This is a genomic window from Psychroflexus salarius, assembly GCF_900129035.1.
In the GTDB taxonomy this organism is placed as follows: Bacteria; Bacteroidota; Bacteroidia; order Flavobacteriales; family Flavobacteriaceae; genus Psychroflexus; species Psychroflexus salarius.
Genome location: NZ_FQTW01000001.1, coordinates 1 through 15581, shown reverse-complemented (window position 1 = coordinate 15581; position 15581 = coordinate 1). Strand labels below are relative to the sequence as shown.

The window sequence follows — 15581 nt, the reverse complement described above, 5'->3', positions numbered from 1 at the left end:
ACAAAACGCCCAAGTTTATGGACATTGCAATTATACAACAAAATTTTAATTATGCTCTTATTTTCTCAGATAAACTACTATTTTTGTGTCGAATTTATAGCACAATGATACAACGCAGACAGTCTTTATATTTATTGATAGTTGTTTTACTTAATGCGGTTATATTTAATATAATCGGTATTGATAAATTTGACATGTCTCATGTTCTTGGAGAACAATCAATTTTAATTATTAGGTCTTTGTTTTCTGTAAGTGCATTAATTGCGCTTATTGCTATATTTTTATTTAAAAACAGAAAATTGCAATTCGTTTTAGGACGTGTAAATATCATATTAAACTTTGTTTTAGTAGGTGTTTTCGTTTACGGTCTGCTAAATTTACCTGGAGAAAAATCATTTTCAGAGAAAGGTATTGAGATGCTTCTCCCAATCATTTCTATCGTTTTTTTAGTGATGGCCAACAAAGCCATCAAAAAGGATGAAGATCTTGTAAAATCTGTTGACCGATTTCGTTAAGCCACAAATCTTAGTGTATTTAGTGAATGAAACCCCGATTAATTTCGGGGTTTCTTGGTTTTTAAAGTCCTGTTTTCCCTCTTAAGCCTAATTTAATTAATTGAAGGTTTTCAAGTTGAGCTTTGTTGATTTCAAAACTTAACATGGTCCGTTCTTTATGAAAGCCATGAACACCAGCAGCACCAGGATTCATGTGCATTAGTTTTAATTCGTGGTCTCGCATTACTTTTAAAATATGTGAATGCCCTGAAATAAATAAATCTGGTGGCTGTTTTTTTAGCGCTTCACGAATTGAAGGCGCATACCGCTTTGGATAACCACCAATATGGGTCATCCAAACTTTAACACCATGACAATTGAATTTTTGATGCAAAGGAAATTCTCTACGAATCTCTTCGCCATCAATATTACCGTAAACTGCCCGAAGTTGAGAAACTTGTTTAATTTGGTCGGTAACTTCAACCTTACCAATATCTCCAGCATGCCATACTTCATCTGCTTCTTCAGCATAACTCAGTATGCGATCATCTATATACGAATGTGTATCACTAAGCAATAAAATTTTCATCAAAATAGTATTATAGCAAACTCTTAAGATTTACAAAGCCTATAAATTCTATCTTTGTAAAAAAGAAGTTTTTTGAGGTACAAAGTTACATTATCATACAATGGTTTAGCATATAAGGGTTGGCAAATTCAGCCCAATCACTTAAGTGTTCAAGAATTAGTTGAAAATGCATTAAGTACCGCGCTTCAGCAGAATATTAAAGTGGTTGGTGCTGGACGGACTGATACTGGTGTTCATGCTTCTTATTATGTTGCTCATTTTGATTCTGAAGTCTTCATTGAAGACTTAAGTCAGCTTGTTTTTAAATGCAATACTTTGTTGCCTAAAGATATTGCTTTTCAAAAAATTGAACAAGTTAAAGATGATTTTCATGCACGGTTTGATGCTAAACATCGGTCTTATCGCTATCAAATCACGCAGAATAAAAATCCATTTGTCATTAATTCAGCCTATTACATTAAGCGCCAATTAGACTTAAATCAAATGAATGCGTCTTGTGAAATTTTGAAAAAACATCAAAACTTTAAAGCGTTTTCTAAGGTTAAAACCAATGTCTACACTTATCATTGCAACATATTTGAAGCCGAGTGGAAATTAGAACGTAATTTGATTTGTTTTGACATTAAGGCTAATCGATTTTTAAGAAATATGGTTCGGGCAATTGTAGGCACTATGATTGAAGTTGGTTTACAAACATTAACTTTAAAAGAATTCAATCAAATCATTATCGATCAAGACCGCAGAAATGCAGGAAAATCTGTTCCTGCTCATGCCCTATTTTTAACTGATATTGGCTATTAAATGAAAACAAAAAAAAATAATTCAACTACTGGTAAAGCCTTTGATTTAGGTTTATTTAAGCGCTTATTGGCATTTACAAAACCTTACAAAAAAACCTTTTACTTTGTTGCTATTGCAGCTATTGTATTATCTGCTTTAGGTGTAATGCGCCCATATTTACTGAGATTTGCAATTGATGATGGGATTGTAGAAAAAGACGTTAAAACAACGCAGTTTTACATCCTCATGATGCTGCTTGTTTTAATTGGTGAGGTCATTTTTCAGTTTAGTTTTATATTTTTTGCCAATTGGCTTGGTCAAAAAGTGATTCGAGATTTAAGAGTAAAACTCTTTAACCACATGATGGACTTTAAAAAACAGTATTTTGATAACTCATCAGTTGGCCGTTTAGTTACCAGAGCTGTGAGTGATATTGAAACAATTGCAAGTATATTTAGTCAGGGCTTATTTATGATTATCAGTGATTTACTAAAAATGATTGCTGTTTTATTTGTCATGTTTTATCAAAGTTGGCAACTCACTTTGCTTGTACTGACAGTTTTACCATTTATATTATATGCAACACGCGTTTTTCAGAAGAAAATGAAAGTTGCATTTGAAGATGTCAGAGCCCAAGTTTCTAACTTAAACTCATTTGTTCAAGAACGCATCTCAGGAATGAAGATTGTGCAAATATTTAATCGAGAACAAGAAGAATATAAAAATTTTAAAAATATTAATGAAAAGCACAAAAAAGCTTGGATTAAAACGGTTTGGTATAATGCCATATTCTTCCCAATCGCTGAAATGTCTACATCAATTACCATTGGTTTAATCGTTTGGTTTGGTGGTTTACGAGTTGTTGAAAGTGACGTCTTATCACTTGGTATTATTATTATGTTTATAGAATTAGCCCAAATGCTATTTAGACCTTTAAGACAAATTGCCGATAAATTTAATTCGCTACAAATGGGTATGGTTGCCGCTAATCGTGTGTTTGGAATTATTGACACTAATTCTAAAATTGAAAATCAAGGTCAAATTGAAGCTAAAAATTTAAAAGGCAACATTAAATTCAACCAAGTTAGATTTAGCTATGTTAAAGGCGAAGAAGTCTTAAAAGGCATTAATTTAGAAGTTAATTCAGGAGAAACTGTTGCTATTGTTGGCGCTACAGGCGCAGGAAAAAGTACTATCATTAATTTACTCAGCCGTTTTTATGATATTGATTCTGGTGAAATTTTAGTTGACGGTAAAAATTTAAAATCTTACGAACTGAATAGTTTAAGAGAAGAAATAGCGGTTGTTCTACAAGATGTCTTTTTATTTGCAGATAGTATATTAAAAAATATTAGCTTAAATAAACCAGCTATTAAAGAAGCCGATATTATTCAAGCAGCAAAAGATATTGGTGTTCACGAGTTTATAAGCAGTTTACCTAACAATTACCATTATAACGTGAAAGAACGAGGCGCAATGTTGTCTTCAGGACAACGCCAACTTATTGCTTTTCTTCGCGCATATGTTAGTAATCCAGGTATTTTAGTTTTAGACGAAGCCACCTCTTCTATCGACTCTTACAGTGAGCAGTTAATTCAAGAAGCCACCGAAAAAATTACAAAAGGAAGAACATCCATCATTATTGCACATCGATTAGCCACCATTAAAACTGCCGATAAAATTATTGTGATGGATCAGGGCGAAATTAAAGAAGTCGGAAAACATGATGAACTTCTTACAACTAACGGATTTTATAAACGTTTATACGAAGCTCAATTTGAAAAAGAGGTAGATATCAGTGCCTAGTTGAAGTTGTTGCGATAAGTTGAAGTTTGAACTACTAATACTAAATCTCCCATAAAATAAGATAAATAAATAGTTTCTAATTGCCTTTCTCTTCGTTAAAAAAATGAAACGTAGCTTAGGCTATGATTAATTTTTTTGCCTTGATTAAGACAATTATAATTCAATTTCTTTTTGTCTCATCTTATAGGATATTTGGTATAACTTAAAAAGGATCAACATCTATTATTAAACGAATTGATTTAAAAGCTCCAATAGCTTCAAATTTATCGCGGCCTTTATTGATGTAGCTTTTTGTTTTGGATAAACTTTGTTGAGGCGGAATTTTAAGCAGTATGTTTTTATGGTACATATTCCGAATACGAAGAATCGGCGGAAACTCTGGACCTAAAACATATTCTTTAAATACTTGTCTATAATAAGTTGCCAACCAAGCAGACGCTTCATTAACACGGTTAAAATCTTTTGACTTCAGTGTAAATCTCACTAATCTAAAATAAGGTGGATACTTAAAATGTTTCCGATCATAAAGTTGTTCCTTATATAATTGTTTATAATTGTAAGTGGTTACCTGTTGAAGTACTTGATGGTGCGGATTAAAACTTTGTATTAAGACTTCGCCTTGCTTTTGTGTTCGGCCTGCTCTACCGGCAACTTGTGTTAATAATTGAAAACATCTTTCATGAGCCCTAAAATCTGGAAAATTCAACAAAGAGTCCGCATTTAAAACGCCAACTAAACTTACATCCCTAAAATCTAACCCTTTGCTAAGCATTTGAGTACCCACAAGAATATCTATTTCACCTTGCTCAAATTCAGTAATAAGATTACCATAAGCATTTTTAGCGCGAGTGGTATCTAAGTCCATACGTTTAATTTTAAATTCAGGAAACAATGCTTTGGCTTCAACTTCAATTTGTTCTGTCCCAAAACCCTTGGTTGATAAATCTTTGCTTCCACAAGCCATACATTTAATTTGCATAGCGATATGGTAGCCACAATAATGACAACGTAGCGTATTATTATGTTTGTGATAAGTTAAACTTACATCACAATTGGGGCATTGTGGAGAATTTCCACAAGAATTGCATTCTAAAATTGGCGAATATCCACGTCTATTCTGAAATAAAATAACTTGTTCTCCATGTTCTAAAGTCTCTTGAATTTTAAGAATTAAGTCTTCCGAAAAATGACCTTTCATTTTTTTCTTTTTGTAGCGTTCTTGAAGGTCGATAATATTTATCTTAGGGAATAAAACGTTTCCAAAACGTTTAGTGAGTGTGACATAAGCATATTTTTTTTGCTTTACATTATAAATACTCTCTAAGCTTGGTGTTGCCGTTCCTAATATAACTCTAGCTTGTGACATTTTTGCCAAAACAATGGCCGCATCTCTAGCTTGATATCGCGGTGCCGGATCATACTGCTTAAAACTGGTTTCGTGAGACTCATCAACGATAATTAAGCCAAGATTTTGAAAAGGTAAAAATATGGACGACCTTGCTCCAATAATAATTCGACCTTTAGACTGATTTAGAACATGTTTGTAAGCTTCAACACGTTCATTAACCGAAAATTTACTATGAAATACAATCACTTGATCACCGAAATAGTTTTGTAATCTCGTAATAAGTTGAGTGGTAAGCGCAATTTCAGGTAATAGATATAATACTTGATTTCCCTTTGCAATTTGAGCTTCAATCAGTTTAATATAAATTTCGGTTTTACCAGAAGAAGTAACCCCTTGAAATAGACAGACATCTTTAGTCTCTAAGTTGGATTTAATTTGGTTGAACGCTTGATCTTGTAGATCGCTTAGTTGAATATGATGTGATGTGACTTCAGTTTTAAACTGAACGCGATCTTGTTGTTTTTCTTCTTCAATTAATATGGCTTTATCTATCAAGGCCTTAATAACTGCATCTGAAACCGCTGTTTCTTGTTTCAATTTGGTTTTAGTAATTGGTTTTTTAGCTGTTTCTAAAGCAATCATTTTCATAAAGACTTCTTTTTGCTTTTTGGCGCGATTAAGAGATTCGAGAAGTTCTTCAAATTTTTGTTGCTGATAATAAACAGAGTTCAGCCTGAGGTATTTAATTAATTTTGGTTTGTATTGGCGATTTAATTCTTGATTAAAAACAATTAAATCTTTACTCAACATTTCATTTAAAACAGGAAATACTGTTTTTTTTCCTAGAATTGACATGACATCTGATAACTTCAAACTTGATTGCATGTCGAGTGCATCTAAAATTAAAACATGCTGATCTTCAATAAATTCTATTTCATTTTGATTGATATCAGGATGTTTTTCAATAATAGTTTCGCTTTCAAGTAAAAATGCGCTTGGTAAGGCAGCTCGTAAAACTTCGCCTTCACTACAGAGGTAATAATCTGAAACCCATTTAAAAAATTGTAATTGTAATTGGGTTAAAATGGGTGTTTGGTCTAAAACATCTTCAATTGGTTTTGCGTCATAAGCTTGTGGTGGATTGTTGTGAATATTGACTACAATTGCCGTGTATATTTTTCGTTTACCGAATTGAATAGCCACACGTTTACCAACTTTTATTTCAAAATCGTAATCTTCGGCTTTAAAGACATAAGTAAAGCGTTTTGGTAATGCAAGAGGTAATATTACGTCTACAAAATGCAAATTAATTTATTTATTGGTTACACGTTGCCAGGTTTGTGTACGATAGAAAAAAGCAACGTATCCTCGTACTTTTAATTCATTTGGTTGTTCAGGGTTTACCCAAATTTTAGCATCGTAGGTTTTACCATTTTCAGGGTTTGTTATTTGACCATTAGTATATTCATCTTCATCTTTTTCTAAATTTTTTAAAATGACAAGACCTTCAATTTTTTTATTTTTCATTTGGCCTTTACATTTTTTACAGCGCATATTTCTTTTAGATTCTTTTAAAATTTTTGTGATTTTACCTTCAACCTTATTACCTGCTTTATAGATTTCAACAATTGATTTTTTAATACCGGATTGATCGTCTACGGTGTACCATTTACCAAAAACACTTTGGCTGTAAGTTGCCAAAGTGTTGAAGATTAAAAACAAAAAAATAGGTATTAAATATTTTTTCATGCAATTATAAATTTAACATGGCTTCTTTTAGGTCGTCATCAGCAGGCTTATCACATAGCCAAATTCCAAATAAAGCCTTTTTAAACGCTAAGCCTTGAATGCGCCCAGACTCTTTACCATTTTTATAAACTACAACTCCAGTTCCTGGTTGGTAAGTAATGTCAAAAACATCTTTTTTATTGATCTTATCAGCAAAAAAAGATTTGAATTGATCTATTTTTGGTCGGATTGATTCAGTGTTTCCATCCGTTGAATTTTCGAAGCCGTCTTCAACAGCATCGGTCATTTTACCGCTGCTAATTAAACCCGACACAATATGAAGTTTAATTCCCATAGCTTCATCAGCATTTATAATGGCATCAGCATCATTGGTTTTACTTGTAAGATATAAGCCACCTACATACATATCCATCCAAAATTTTTCGCGGACACCGGCGCCATTTAACTTAACTTCATATTCTCCAAAAGTAGTTGTGTTTGGTAAGTTAACTCCAGAAACTTCAGTTTGGGCAAAATTAATAGCTGTAAAGCTAAAAGCAAGAACTAAAAACAGTATCTTTTTCATAGTATATATTTATTTAGAATTGTTACGTAATCTATAAAGTGTTCCGTTTAACTCGAAACCCAACAATAAAATATTTGCGTTTAACCAAATATATAACATTAAAATTAATAATGCACCAATTGAACCATAGAGCTTATTGTAAGATCCGAAATTTTCTACATAAATAGAAAATAAAAAAGTGGTTAATATGATTAAAAGTGTTGTGAAAACAGACCCAATCGAAAAAAAACGAGAACGTCTTCCTTCTTTTGTACCAAAATGATATAAAATTGAAATACCTATAAAAAGCATACTTACAAAAACCAAGTAACGCCCAATCTGGGCGTATAGAATAGAGTCACCAAATACACCGAGTGATCTAAATTCGTTGATGATGTAGGTTAAATAAATGGTAGCAATAACTGTAAATAAAAGTAAAAGTGCTATAATAATAGCTACACCAACAGCAACAATATATTGCCGAATTATGGTACGGTTAATTTTGGTGTGGTAAGAAAATTCAAAACTGGTGAAAATTGCGTTTACACCATTAGACATTAAGAAAATAGACAACATAAAGACAAATGATAATAAACCAGCACGAGGATTACTAGCAATATCATGAAATATATCTTGAAATAAACCACTAGTCTGAGGTGGCAAAATATTTTCGATGAAGCTTAGTAACTCTGTTTGAAAATCTTCTATGAACCAAATAAAAGGTATTAGGTTAAGCAAAAACAATAAAAAAGGAAAAATAGCCATGAAAAAGCTAAAGGCAATTGAACTTGCTCGCGTAGAGAAAGTACCTTTAACTATACCAGCTAAATATAATTTTAAAACATCGTATAAAGATAAACCATCGAGCTTAGGTAATTTAATACGATGTAAACCAAGCGCAATTTTGGTTATAATATTTGTTGGCTTTAATCCTTTTGGTTGCTTAGACATAAATTAAACAGCTTTTAAACTCAGGTCTAAGTTATAAATAGAATGCGTTAATGCACCTGAAGAAATATAATCTACGCCACATTTGGCAAACTCAACTGCGGTTTTAGGAGTTATACCACCACTAGATTCAGTTTTGCAAGCATTACCTATTAAACTCACGGCTTTTTGTGTATCGACGTAAGAAAAGTTATCTAATAAAATACGTTCAACATGTTGAGAAGATTTTAAAATCTCTTCAACTTCAATTAAATCGCGCGCTTCAACGATAATTTTCAAATCAAGTTGATTGTTTTGTAAATAGCTGACAGTTTTATCAATCGCTTTTGTAATTCCACCTGCAAAATCTATATGATTATCTTTTAGCATAATCATATCATAAAGTGCATATCTGTGATTAGTTCCGCCACCAATTTTAACAGCTAATTTTTCTAAGGCACGAATGCCAGGCGTTGTTTTACGCGTATCTAAAATTTGAGTTTTATAAGGTTTTAAGAGCTTAACAAACTGATTGGTTTTTGTAGCAATAGCACTCATGCGCTGCATGATGTTTAAGGCAAGTCGTTCACCTTTTAAGATACTTTGGTGTTTCCCGTAAATTGTAAAGGCAATATCACCATTCTTTATTACTTTACCATCATTAATTAAGGGCTCAAAAACAAGCGATGAATCGATTTGATGAAAAACCTTTTTTGCAATATCAATTCCAGCTATGATACCTTCATCTTTAACTAAAAGTTGTGCTTTTCCTTCAGCTTCAAATGGTATACAAGCCAATGAGGAATGGTCACCGTCACCTATATCTTCTTTTAAGGCGTTAATAATGATTTGTTGTATTTCTTGGTCAAGTTGATGCTGACTAATCATTTATCATTGTATTTTTGTCACACAAATCTAAGCTTTTTATAGCGTATGAACATAAATTTAATAGTAATTGGTAAAACTGACCAAGCAGCCATAAAAACTTTAATTGCTGATTATAAAAAACGTATTAATCATTTTGCTAAGTTTTCGATCCTAGAAATTCCAGACGTAAGAGTCAGTAAAAAAACATCAACAAAAGAACAAAAGCGACTAGAAGCTGAAGAATTAGAAAAATACATTGATAAGTCGCATATCACTATTCTTTTAGATGAAAAAGGAAAGGAATACACCTCACAGCAATTTGCACAACTTCTGCAAAAACAAATGAATACTGGCATAAAAACCTTAAATTTTATAATTGGCGGTCCTTTCGGGTTTGACCAAAGATTTTATGATGCCAAATATCCTCAATTGGCATTTTCTAAAATGACCTTTTCACACCAGATGATTAGAATTTTTGTTACTGAACAAATATATCGCGGATTTACTATTTTAAACAACCTACCTTATCATCACAATTAACCTACTTTGCTTAACAAAATGATAAAAAGTTGAAGTCACTCTGCAAATCTGAAGTTAACTTGTACATATTTATTACTTTTGTTTAAAATACACATTTTATGAGTACAGTTGTTGAAGCACCTCAAAAAAAGAAAGTCACTAAAGGTAAGCCAAAATGGCTACGTGTTAAGCTGCCAACTGGCGAGAAATATAGAAACCTTAGAAACTTAGTTGATAAATACAATTTACACACCATTTGTACCTCTGGAAGTTGCCCAAATATGGGCGAATGCTGGGGCGAAGGAACAGCAACCTTCATGATTTTAGGTAATGTTTGTACACGTTCTTGCGGATTTTGTGGTGTAAAAACTGGAAGGCCTGAAGATGTTGAATGGGATGAGCCTGAAAAGGTAGCAAGATCGATTAAACTAATGGGCATTAAACATGCCGTTGTTACTTCAGTAGATCGCGATGATTTAAAAGATATGGGTTCTATTATTTGGGCAGAAACTGTTAAGGCTATCCGACGAATGAATCCAGAAACAACACTCGAAACTTTAATACCTGATTTTCAAGGAAATACAAGAAATATTGATCGTGTTATTGAAGTAGCGCCTGAAGTTGTATCGCATAATATGGAAACTGTAAGACGTTTAACCCGCGAAGTTAGAATACAAGCCAAATATGACCGTAGTTTAGAAGTTTTACGTTATCTTAAAGCCAATGGCATTAGAAGAACAAAATCTGGTATAATGCTTGGTTTAGGAGAACAAGAAGATGAAGTTATTCAAGTTCTTAAAGATTTGCGTTCAGTAGATGTAGACGTTGTTACAATAGGTCAATATTTACAACCTAGTAAACAACACTTACCTGTACAAACTTTTGTAACGCCAGATCAATTTAAAAAATATGAAGAAATAGGAAAAGATCTAGGCTTTAGACATGTAGAAAGTTCTGCACTAGTTAGGTCGTCATACAAGGCTCAAAAGCACATTAACTAAGTATGCAAAAGCCAATAAGAATTGCTATAAATGGCTTTGGTCGTATCGGCCGAAGCCTTTTTAGATTAGCGCATCAGCATCCTGATTTTGAAGTAGTTGCTATTAATGATTTAGCAAACACTAAAACCCTTGCCCATCTTTTAAAATATGATAGTGTACATGGTCAATTTAATGCTGAAATTACAACTGATGGTGATAAAATTATAATTAATCAAGTTGAAATTAGTACCTATCAAATCAAAACTTTAGAACAATTGAATTGGCAAAGAGATAATGTCGATTTTGTTGTAGAGAGTACAGGAAAATTTAAAACTAAAACTGAATTAGAAGCACATTTAAAAGCTGGTGCAAAAAAAGTGGTGCTCAGTGTACCTTCATTAGACGACTCTGTTAAAATGATTGTTTTAGGTGTTAATGATGAGTACTTAAGTGATAATGACAAAATAGTTTCAAACGCTTCATGTACGACTAATAATGCCGCACCCTTGTTGAAGGTAATTCATGAAAATTTAGGTGTAAAACATGCCTATATATCAACTGTACATTCATTTACTTCAGACCAAAGTTTACATGACCAACCGCACAGAGATTTAAGACGAGCAAGAGCAGCAACACAATCTATTATCCCAACAACAACTGGCGCAGCAAAAGCGCTTACCAAAATATTTCCAGACTTAAGCGATGTTATTGGTGGCTGTGGAATTCGTGTACCCGTACCAAATGGCTCTTTAACTGATATGACGCTAAATGTGAATCGCAAAACAAGTATTAAAGAAATTAATAGTTTATTTAAAGAAGCCTCTAAAAACAAACTTAAAGGAATTTTGACTTATACAGAAGACCCTATTGTTTCGGTTGACATTTTAGGAAGTCCTTACTCATGTACTTTTGATGCTGGTATGACATCAGTTATTGGTGGAGATTTGATAAAATTAATTGGTTGGTACGACAACGAGCGCGGCTATAGTAATCGATTAATTGACTTAATGCTTAAAATGAATCGATAAACTGTCTCAATTCATCATAAAACGCTTTTTCTTTTTGAATAATTTGAGATTGAATCGGTAGATGATATAAACTTTTATCATCAAAATTTGATTTTAATCGCATAAAATCCTTAGTTGTTGTCAGAATAGGTTTTTTGTAAGATTTCAAATGATTAATCTCAGCTAAGTTGAAGTTATGATGATCTGCAAACTCATGGTGCTTGAACTTTTTACCTTGAGATTTTAAAAATTGCACCAATGGTTTTGGATTTGCAATACCCGTTACTAAAATAAAATCATTTAAATCACTTAATTTTAATTCAGATTTTATTGAATATATTAATTCACTATATTTTATTGTAGAGAAATAAAGCGATTGTTTAGTTGTTAATTTCAATTTCTTTGATATTAATTCTTGTTCATTAATCGATAAATTTTGAGGGCATTTTGTAACCATAACAATCTCAGCTCTATTTGCCGCATATTTCGCATCTCTTAAATTACCTACTGGTAACAATTCATCATCTACATATAAATCCTTATAAGTTGTTAACAAGATTGACAAGCCAGGATTAATTTTCCGATGCTGAAAAGCATCATCAAGTAAAACAAGTTCAGTTTTAGGTTTTAATTTTAATAAGTTTAAAACACCTTGAACCCGATTTTCACAAACAGCCACAGTTAATTGAGTATTAAATGTAGATTTAAACTGTAAAGGTTCATCGCCAACGGAACTAACATCATCGGAAGCTTCAACTAAACGAAAACCACGTGTTGACCGCTTATAACCGCGACTCAAACTCGCCATGTTATATTCATTTGAAAGTTGATTAACAATTGCGGCAATTAAAGGTGATTTACCTGTTCCTCCAAAACTTAAATTTCCTACACAAATTAAAGGCAAATCAAACTTAGTAGAAGTTAATACACCTAAATCATATAGTTGGTACCTGATAAAAACAATCAACCCATAAATTAGCGCAAAAGGAAACAATAAAAGTCTAAGATGTTTCATATTTTGCTAAATTAAAATTTAATTTGTTTTAAATAGAAAATCATGAAAATAAAGGATGTTATAAACTACTTAGAAAATAAAATTCCTCCAACTTATGCAGAAGATTTTGATAATGTAGGTTTATTGGTTGGAAATCAAGAGCTTCAATTAAAAGGTATCTTGATTACCTTAGATACGCTCGAAAGTGTTGTTGATGAAGCTATTGAAAAATCTTGTAACTTAATTATTAGCTTTCATCCTATTATCTTTAAAGGCCTAAAAAAAATTACAGGAAAATCGTATGTTGAACGAGTCGTATTAAAGGCAATTAAACATGATATCTCAATATATGCCATACATACTGCTTTAGACAACCACAAATTTGGTGTCAATAATATGATTTGTGAAAAACTAGATTTAATCAATCGTGAAATCTTAATTCCTCAAGCATCAACTATAAAAAAATTAACAACTTATATCCCAAATAATAGTTTTACTAAAGTTCAAAAAGCCTTGTTTCATATTGGTGCTGGTCATATTGGTAATTATAGTAATTGCAGTTTTAAATTAAAAGGTCAGGGAAGTTTTAAACCAGAAGAAGGAACAGACCCTTACGTAGGAAAACAAGGAGAAGTACATCATGAAGAAGAAACACAACTTAACATCACATATCAAAAACATTTAGAATCTGAAGTACTAAAATGTCTATTTGAAAACCATCCTTATGAAGAAGTAGCATACGAAATTGAAACCTTAGAAAATATCAATCAAGATATTGGTATTGGAATGATTGGAGAGTTTAAAACTGAATTATCAACAACTGAAGCTTTTAAACTAATTAAAGCAACATTCAACCCAAATATCTTAAGACACTCAACACCGCACAAAAAATCAATAAAAAAAATAGCAGTATTAGGTGGTAGCGGGTCATTTGCAATAGAAAAGGCCATAACAAAAAAGGCTGATATTTATATGACGGCAGACTTAAAGTATCATGACTTTTTCAGAGCTGAAGACAATATTACTTTAGTTGACGTAGGACATTATGAAAGTGAACATTACACAAAAGAATTAATACATGCTCTACTTCAGAAAAAATTTCATAATTTTGCAATCGTTTTATCAAATATAAATACCAATCCAATTCAATATTTTTGATTATGGCAAAGAAAAAAGAGGTTACAGTAGAAGAAAAGCTAAGAGCTTTATATGATTTACAACTTATAGACTCACGAATAGATGAAATAAGAAATATGCGTGGTGAATTACCTCTTGAAGTTGAAGACTTGGAAGATGAAGTTGCAGGCTTAACTAAACGTATTGAAAAGTTAGAATCTGATTTAGTAGAATTAGATGAAAAAATAAAAGCGAAACAACATTTTATCACAGAAGCTCAAGAGCTCATTAAAAAATATAAAAAGCAGCAAGACAATGTCAGAAATAACAGAGAATTTGATGCTTTAACCAAGGAAATTGAGTATCAAGAACTTGAAATTGAATTAGCAGAAAAGCATATACGTGAGTTTAAAGCACAAATAGAGCACAAAACTGAAGTTTTAGAAACAACAAAAGAAAAAATCGCTCAACGTCAAGAACACTTAGATCACAAAAAATCAGAGTTAGACAACATCTTACAAGAAACTGAAAAGGAAGAAGAAGCTTTAGCAAAAAAAGGTGAAAGCTTCAAAAAAGACATTGAAGAACGTCTTGTTAAGGCTTATGAACGTATAAGAACTAATGTTAAAAATGGTTTAGCAGTTGTAACTATAGAACGAGGTGCTTCTGGTGGGTCTTTTTTCACAATACCGCCCCAAGTACAAGTCGAAATTGCTGCACGTAGAAAAGTTATTATTGACGAACACTCTGGAAGAATATTAGTTGATCAGGTTCTAGCAGAGGAAGAAACCGAAAAAATGCAAAAACTATTTAAAAAATTGAGTTAAATTTAGTTTCTTTAAAAGAAAATCAAAAGCCTAAACAATAGTTTAGGCTTTTTTCACTTAAAAATATTAAGACATGCGTAGATACAACTATTTTATTCTTGGATTGATTCTAATTTTACAATCATGTACAACATCTGCACAATCAGAAACACCTAGTGAGATAGAATCAAAAAAGTACAAACAATTTTCTAAAGCGTATTTTGCAAGTGGCTGCTTTTGGTGCGTAGAAACAATATATGAATCCGTTAAAGGTGTGAAAGAAGTATATTCAGGTTATTCAGGTGGCTTTACTAAAAATCCTACTTATGCCTCCAGTAATACTGGAAAAACTGGTCATGCAGAGAGTGTAATGGTTATATATGATGAAAACAAAATAAATTTTTCGACTTTAGTTGATGTATATTTTGGGAGTCAAAATATTAGTCAAAAAAATGGACAAGGTCCAGATATTGGTTCGCAGTACAGGTCAATTATATTTTTTAAGAATTCAGACGAAAAAAAAGTTATAAATAGCAAAATAAAAAAACTTGAGGATAAGGGTATCTATGTTGCCGCAGAAATCAAAAAATTTGAAAATTTTTGGTTTGCAGAAGAATATCATCAGAACTATAAAACAAAACATCCTAATAATTCATATATTCAGAATGTATCAAATCCACGTTTTAAAAGATTCAAATTGAAGTTCTCTGAACTTATTAAAAAAAATAAACAATAAACTCAGAATATTTACAGTTAAAACCTTCAATAATTTTTATCAGAATTGTATAATAATAGATTTTGATGAGCTTGATGTGACTAATTTAAGATTAAGTTTAGCTGTCGAGACTTCAAGACAAATAAAAAAGTGTTTTAATTTATTAGGGATTGAAGTGCCTACAAGAATGTAAATACTATCTAAAAAGTAAAAAACCCTTTAGAAGAATAATCTAAAGGGTTTTATTATAAAAGGAAGGCGGCGACCTACTCTCCCACGATTGTAGTACCATCGGCGCTAACGAGCTTAACTTCTCTGTTCGGAATGGGAAGAGGTGAGC

The 15581-nt window shown here is 31.9% G+C and carries 17 protein-coding genes and 1 rRNA gene; 10 read left to right on the top strand and 8 right to left on the bottom strand.

Features of this window, described 5'->3' with window-relative positions; genetic code table 11:
- Nucleotides 1-104: 104 nt before the first annotated feature.
- Complete coding sequence (locus BUB82_RS00090) at nt 105-515, top strand: DUF4293 domain-containing protein (protein ID WP_073190276.1); 411 nt, start codon at nt 105-107, stop codon at nt 513-515.
- Between the two features lie 61 nt (nt 516-576).
- Here BUB82_RS00090 and BUB82_RS00085 read toward each other — a convergent pair whose 3' ends face one another.
- Complete coding sequence (locus BUB82_RS00085; RefSeq protein ID WP_073190274.1) at nt 577-1083, bottom strand: metallophosphoesterase family protein; 507 nt, start codon at nt 1081-1083, stop codon at nt 577-579.
- A 72-nt stretch (nt 1084-1155) separates the two neighbouring features.
- Here BUB82_RS00085 and truA point away from each other — a divergent pair, with 72 nt between their 5' ends.
- Both truA and BUB82_RS00075 read left to right on the top strand, forming a co-directional pair.
- Nucleotides 1156-1884 carry a tRNA pseudouridine(38-40) synthase TruA gene (gene truA / locus BUB82_RS00080; RefSeq protein ID WP_073190272.1) on the top strand — a complete coding sequence of 243 codons (729 nt, stop codon included), beginning with the start codon at nt 1156-1158 and terminating at the stop codon, nt 1882-1884.
- The gene (locus BUB82_RS00075) at nt 1885-3669 is read left to right on the top strand and encodes an ABC transporter ATP-binding protein (RefSeq protein ID WP_073190270.1); all 1785 of its coding nucleotides are present in this window, start codon (nt 1885-1887) and stop codon (nt 3667-3669) included.
- 202 nt (nt 3670-3871) lie between these two features.
- On the opposite strand, the gene priA is transcribed toward BUB82_RS00075, so the two are convergent.
- Genes priA through nadC form a run of 5 tightly spaced genes read right to left on the bottom strand, consistent with a single transcriptional unit; the run spans nt 3872 to nt 9125 of the window.
- On the bottom strand, nt 3872-6322 hold the full coding sequence (priA, locus tag BUB82_RS00070) for a replication restart helicase PriA (RefSeq protein ID WP_073190268.1): 2451 nt from the start codon (nt 6320-6322) through the stop codon (nt 3872-3874).
- A gap of 6 nt (nt 6323-6328) precedes the next feature.
- Nucleotides 6329-6766, bottom strand: a complete 438-nt coding sequence (locus tag BUB82_RS00065) for a DUF2147 domain-containing protein (protein ID WP_073190262.1) — start codon at nt 6764-6766, stop codon at nt 6329-6331.
- Between the two features lie 4 nt (nt 6767-6770).
- Nucleotides 6771-7331, bottom strand: coding sequence for a chalcone isomerase family protein (locus BUB82_RS00060; RefSeq protein ID WP_073190261.1), 561 nt, complete (start codon nt 7329-7331; stop codon nt 6771-6773).
- Nucleotides 7332-7340: 9 nt separating this feature from the next.
- On the bottom strand, nt 7341-8261 hold the full coding sequence (locus BUB82_RS00055; protein WP_073190260.1) for a YihY/virulence factor BrkB family protein: 921 nt from the start codon (nt 8259-8261) through the stop codon (nt 7341-7343).
- A 3-nt stretch (nt 8262-8264) separates the two neighbouring features.
- On the bottom strand, nt 8265-9125 hold the full coding sequence (gene nadC, locus BUB82_RS00050) for a carboxylating nicotinate-nucleotide diphosphorylase (RefSeq protein WP_073190259.1): 861 nt from the start codon (nt 9123-9125) through the stop codon (nt 8265-8267).
- 45 nt (nt 9126-9170) lie between these two features.
- On the opposite strand from nadC, the gene BUB82_RS00045 reads away from it, so the two are divergent.
- The 3 genes from BUB82_RS00045 (at nt 9171) to gap (ending at nt 11631) form a co-directional block, all read left to right on the top strand.
- Complete coding sequence (locus BUB82_RS00045; RefSeq protein ID WP_073190258.1) at nt 9171-9644, top strand: 23S rRNA (pseudouridine(1915)-N(3))-methyltransferase RlmH; 474 nt, start codon at nt 9171-9173, stop codon at nt 9642-9644.
- 98 nt (nt 9645-9742) lie between these two features.
- A complete protein-coding gene (lipA, locus tag BUB82_RS00040; protein ID WP_073190254.1) occupies nt 9743-10624 on the top strand; it encodes a lipoyl synthase in 882 nt (293 codons plus the stop codon).
- A 2-nt stretch (nt 10625-10626) separates the two neighbouring features.
- A complete protein-coding gene (gene gap / locus BUB82_RS00035) occupies nt 10627-11631 on the top strand; it encodes a type I glyceraldehyde-3-phosphate dehydrogenase (RefSeq protein WP_073190251.1) in 1005 nt (334 codons plus the stop codon).
- Here gap and lpxK read toward each other — a convergent pair.
- Entirely contained in the window at nt 11615-12625 is a 1011-nt protein-coding gene (gene lpxK / locus BUB82_RS00030; protein ID WP_073190248.1) for a tetraacyldisaccharide 4'-kinase, read from the bottom strand. The genes gap and lpxK overlap by 17 nt on opposite strands.
- Nucleotides 12626-12667: 42 nt before the next feature.
- Here lpxK and BUB82_RS00025 point away from each other — a divergent pair, with 42 nt between their 5' ends.
- The 4 genes from BUB82_RS00025 to BUB82_RS11920 all read left to right on the top strand — a co-directional run bounded on the left by BUB82_RS00025 (nt 12668) and on the right by BUB82_RS11920 (nt 15434).
- Complete coding sequence (locus BUB82_RS00025; protein ID WP_073190245.1) at nt 12668-13762, top strand: Nif3-like dinuclear metal center hexameric protein; 1095 nt, start codon at nt 12668-12670, stop codon at nt 13760-13762.
- A gap of 2 nt (nt 13763-13764) precedes the next feature.
- A complete protein-coding gene (locus tag BUB82_RS00020; protein WP_073190235.1) occupies nt 13765-14547 on the top strand; it encodes a zinc ribbon domain-containing protein in 783 nt (260 codons plus the stop codon).
- A 73-nt stretch (nt 14548-14620) separates the two neighbouring features.
- The gene (msrA, locus tag BUB82_RS00015; protein ID WP_073190232.1) at nt 14621-15262 is read left to right on the top strand and encodes a peptide-methionine (S)-S-oxide reductase MsrA; all 642 of its coding nucleotides are present in this window, start codon (nt 14621-14623) and stop codon (nt 15260-15262) included.
- Nucleotides 15234-15434 carry a DALR anticodon-binding domain-containing protein gene (locus tag BUB82_RS11920; RefSeq protein WP_083574428.1) on the top strand — a complete coding sequence of 67 codons (201 nt, stop codon included), beginning with the start codon at nt 15234-15236 and terminating at the stop codon, nt 15432-15434. Before msrA ends, BUB82_RS11920 begins: the two co-directional genes overlap by 29 nt.
- A gap of 60 nt (nt 15435-15494) precedes the next feature.
- Here BUB82_RS11920 and rrf read toward each other — a convergent pair.
- Nucleotides 15495-15581, bottom strand: a 5S ribosomal RNA gene (gene rrf, locus BUB82_RS00005); the annotation flags it as partial.

Bases quoted from the DNA above. Each gene is read 5' to 3' on its own strand.
- nadC (WP_073190259.1), bottom strand. From the start codon at position 9,125: ATGATTAGTCAGCATCAACTTGACCAAGAAATACAACAAATCATTATT.
- BUB82_RS00020 (WP_073190235.1), top strand. From the start codon at position 13,765: ATGGCAAAGAAAAAAGAGGTTACAGTAGAAGAAAAGCTAAGAGCTTTA.
- BUB82_RS00075 (WP_073190270.1), top strand. From the start codon at position 1,885: ATGAAAACAAAAAAAAATAATTCAACTACTGGTAAAGCCTTTGATTTA.
- BUB82_RS00085 (WP_073190274.1), bottom strand. From the start codon at position 1,083: ATGAAAATTTTATTGCTTAGTGATACACATTCGTATATAGATGATCGC.
- BUB82_RS00025 (WP_073190245.1), top strand. From the start codon at position 12,668: ATGAAAATAAAGGATGTTATAAACTACTTAGAAAATAAAATTCCTCCA.
- BUB82_RS00060 (WP_073190261.1), bottom strand. From the start codon at position 7,331: ATGAAAAAGATACTGTTTTTAGTTCTTGCTTTTAGCTTTACAGCTATT.
- BUB82_RS00045 (WP_073190258.1), top strand. From the start codon at position 9,171: ATGAACATAAATTTAATAGTAATTGGTAAAACTGACCAAGCAGCCATA.
- lpxK (WP_073190248.1), bottom strand. From the start codon at position 12,625: ATGAAACATCTTAGACTTTTATTGTTTCCTTTTGCGCTAATTTATGGG.
- lipA (WP_073190254.1), top strand. From the start codon at position 9,743: ATGAGTACAGTTGTTGAAGCACCTCAAAAAAAGAAAGTCACTAAAGGT.
- msrA (WP_073190232.1), top strand. From the start codon at position 14,621: ATGCGTAGATACAACTATTTTATTCTTGGATTGATTCTAATTTTACAA.
- BUB82_RS00055 (WP_073190260.1), bottom strand. From the start codon at position 8,261: ATGTCTAAGCAACCAAAAGGATTAAAGCCAACAAATATTATAACCAAA.
- BUB82_RS00065 (WP_073190262.1), bottom strand. From the start codon at position 6,766: ATGAAAAAATATTTAATACCTATTTTTTTGTTTTTAATCTTCAACACT.
- gap (WP_073190251.1), top strand. From the start codon at position 10,627: ATGCAAAAGCCAATAAGAATTGCTATAAATGGCTTTGGTCGTATCGGC.
- BUB82_RS00090 (WP_073190276.1), top strand. From the start codon at position 105: ATGATACAACGCAGACAGTCTTTATATTTATTGATAGTTGTTTTACTT.